The following is a 1,980-nucleotide window of genomic DNA, read 5'->3' as shown; positions in this document are numbered from 1 at the left end:
ACCGGCATGAAGGCGGGCGTGCGGATGTCCCCGCGCGGGGTGCGGAGCACGCCGGTGCGGGCGCGGCCTTCATGCCGGTCGGCACCGCCGCCACGGTCAAGGCCATGACGGTGGATCAGGTCGTTCAGACCGGCGCCGACATCCTGCTGGGCAACACCTACCACCTGATGCTGCGGCCCGGTCCCGAGCGGATGGAGCGGCTGGGCGGGCTGCACAAATTCATGGGCTGGAACAAACCGATCCTGACCGACAGCGGCGGCTTCCAGGTCATGTCGCTGGCGGGCATTTCGAAGGTGAAGGAGGAGGCCGTCACCTTCGCCAGCCACATCGACGGCTCGAAACATGTGCTGACGCCCGAGCGCTCGATCGAGATCCAGGCCGACCGCATCGGCGCCGACATCTCGATGCAGCTGGACCAATGCGTCAGCTGGCCGGCCGAGGAGCCCGCCGCCCGCGCGGCCATGGAGCTGTCGGCCCGCTGGGGCGCGCGCTCCAAGGCCGCCTTCGGGACCCGCGAGACGCAGGCCCTGTTCGGCATCCAGCAGGGTTCGACGTTCGAGACCCTGCGCCGCGAGTCCTCGGACCGGCTGCAAGAGACCGGCTTCGACGGCTACGCCATCGGCGGCCTGGCCGTCGGCGAGGGCCATCAGGCCATGTGCGAGGTTCTGGACTACGCCCCCGAAATGCTGCCCGCCGACCGGCCACGCTATCTGATGGGCGTCGGCAAGCCGGCCGATCTGGTCGAGGCGGTCTGGCGCGGGGTCGACATGTTCGACTGCGTCCTGCCCACCCGCGCCGGGCGCCACGGCCAGGCGTGGACGTGGACCGGCCCGATCAATCTGAAGAACGCCCGCTTCGCCGAGGATCAGGACCCGCTGGACGTCGACGTCCCCTGCCCCGCCTCGACCGACTATTCAAAGGCCTATCTGCATCACCTGATCCGGGCCGACGAGATCCTCGGCAAGGTGCTGCTGAGCTGGCACAACATCGCCTATTTCCAGGCCCTGACGGCGGCTATGCGGGCGGCGATCGCCCAGGGCCGGTTCGAGGCCTTCCGTCGCGACTTCCACGCCCGGCAGGTCCCCAACGGCGGCTAGCGCTGGCTGCCGCCGCGCGGCCGGAACCAGCTCGGGGCAGCCGGCGGGGCGCAGTTCCGGTTCATGCCGACCCCCTTCAGGAAGGCCCGGCGCATCCGCCCGGCCTGGATCGCGGCCTGTACATGGCGACTGTGCTGTTCCGCCCCCGACAGGCGGCGAATCCAGCTGCGCCCCGGGATGAAGTCGGTGGCGGTGTCGCGGATGGCGTCGAGGGCGGCGCTCGAGGCGGCGTCGCCCGCCCGTTCGCCCAGGGTCGAACCGTCCGGCGCCGGCGGCTCGTCCGTGTCGGGCCCCAGCGCCTCGTTCAGGCGGGTGATCTCGGCCCCGATGGTCGAGCATTGGGTCAGGTTGCGCAGGTCATAGGGGTTGGCCTCGGCCTGCAACAGCACGGTCGGGATGTGTTCGCGGCGAAGGTTGAAATCGTCCAGCGGCGCGGTCGCGGCGGCCCCGACCCCCGCGCCGAAATCGGCGACCGAGCCGCAGCCGGCCAGCGGGAGGGCCGCCAGGGCGATGAGAATGAGCGCGCGCATCGCGTCTTGAACCACGCTCCCGCCTGAACCGGAAGGGCGCGTCGTCGGGAAAGGGGGGTGGTACGCCCTCTCGGGCTCGAACCGAGGACCCTCTGATTAAAAGTCAGATGCTCTAACCAACTGAGCTAAGGGCGCATACCGCGCCGGTCGTGAAGGACCGGCGACGCGCCTTCTGTTGCAAAGCGGCGGCCGGGTCAAGGCCTGCCTCGACGGTCGACGCCCTGAAGGCTAGGGGAAAGTGATGAAACCCTTGTCCGGCCTGCGCATCCTCGAGTTCGACGGCCTCGGCCCCGTGACCTTCGCTGGCATGGTTCTGGCTGATCTGGGCGCCGAGGCGCTGCGGGTCAGGCGCA

The 1,980-nt window shown here is 70.0% G+C and carries 3 protein-coding genes, 1 tRNA gene and 1 pseudogene; 2 read left to right on the top strand and 3 right to left on the bottom strand.

All coding sequences use genetic code 11. From position 1 onward, the window contains the following. Window positions 1-116 (bottom strand): hypothetical protein (locus tag RDU12_RS08450; RefSeq protein WP_308684437.1); only part of this gene is annotated, 116 nt, incomplete at its 3' end. On the opposite strand from RDU12_RS08450, the pseudogene tgt reads away from it, so the two are divergent. Next, window positions 66-1,097, top strand: a pseudogene (tgt, locus tag RDU12_RS08445) (tRNA guanosine(34) transglycosylase Tgt); the annotation flags it as partial. The gene RDU12_RS08450 and the pseudogene tgt overlap by 51 nt on opposite strands. Here the strand turns inward: tgt and RDU12_RS08440 are convergent. Together RDU12_RS08440 and RDU12_RS08435 are read right to left on the bottom strand one after the other, a co-directional pair. After that, window positions 1,094-1,627 (bottom strand): hypothetical protein, encoded by a 534-nt coding sequence (locus tag RDU12_RS08440; protein ID WP_308684436.1) that lies wholly within the window; start codon window positions 1,625-1,627, stop codon window positions 1,094-1,096. The pseudogene tgt and the gene RDU12_RS08440 sit on opposite strands and share 4 nt — an antisense overlap. A 58-nt stretch (window positions 1,628-1,685) precedes the next feature. After that, window positions 1,686-1,762, bottom strand: a tRNA-Lys gene (locus tag RDU12_RS08435). Between the two features lie 106 nt (window positions 1,763-1,868). On the opposite strand from RDU12_RS08435, the gene RDU12_RS15865 reads away from it, so the two are divergent. Next, a partial coding sequence (locus RDU12_RS15865) for a CoA transferase (protein WP_374990201.1) occupies window positions 1,869-1,980 on the top strand: 112 nt, incomplete at its 3' end.

Source organism: Brevundimonas sp. (assembly GCF_031082345.1).
Classification (GTDB): domain Bacteria; phylum Pseudomonadota; class Alphaproteobacteria; order Caulobacterales; family Caulobacteraceae; genus Brevundimonas.
The sequence above is the reverse complement of the archived record's forward strand: the minus strand, read 5'-3'. Positions and strand labels throughout refer to the sequence as shown.

Coding starts and splice junctions, on each gene's coding strand:
- RDU12_RS08440 (WP_308684436.1), bottom strand. CDS start 1,627: ATGCGCGCGCTCATTCTCATCGCCCTGGCGGCCCTCCCGCTGGCCGGC.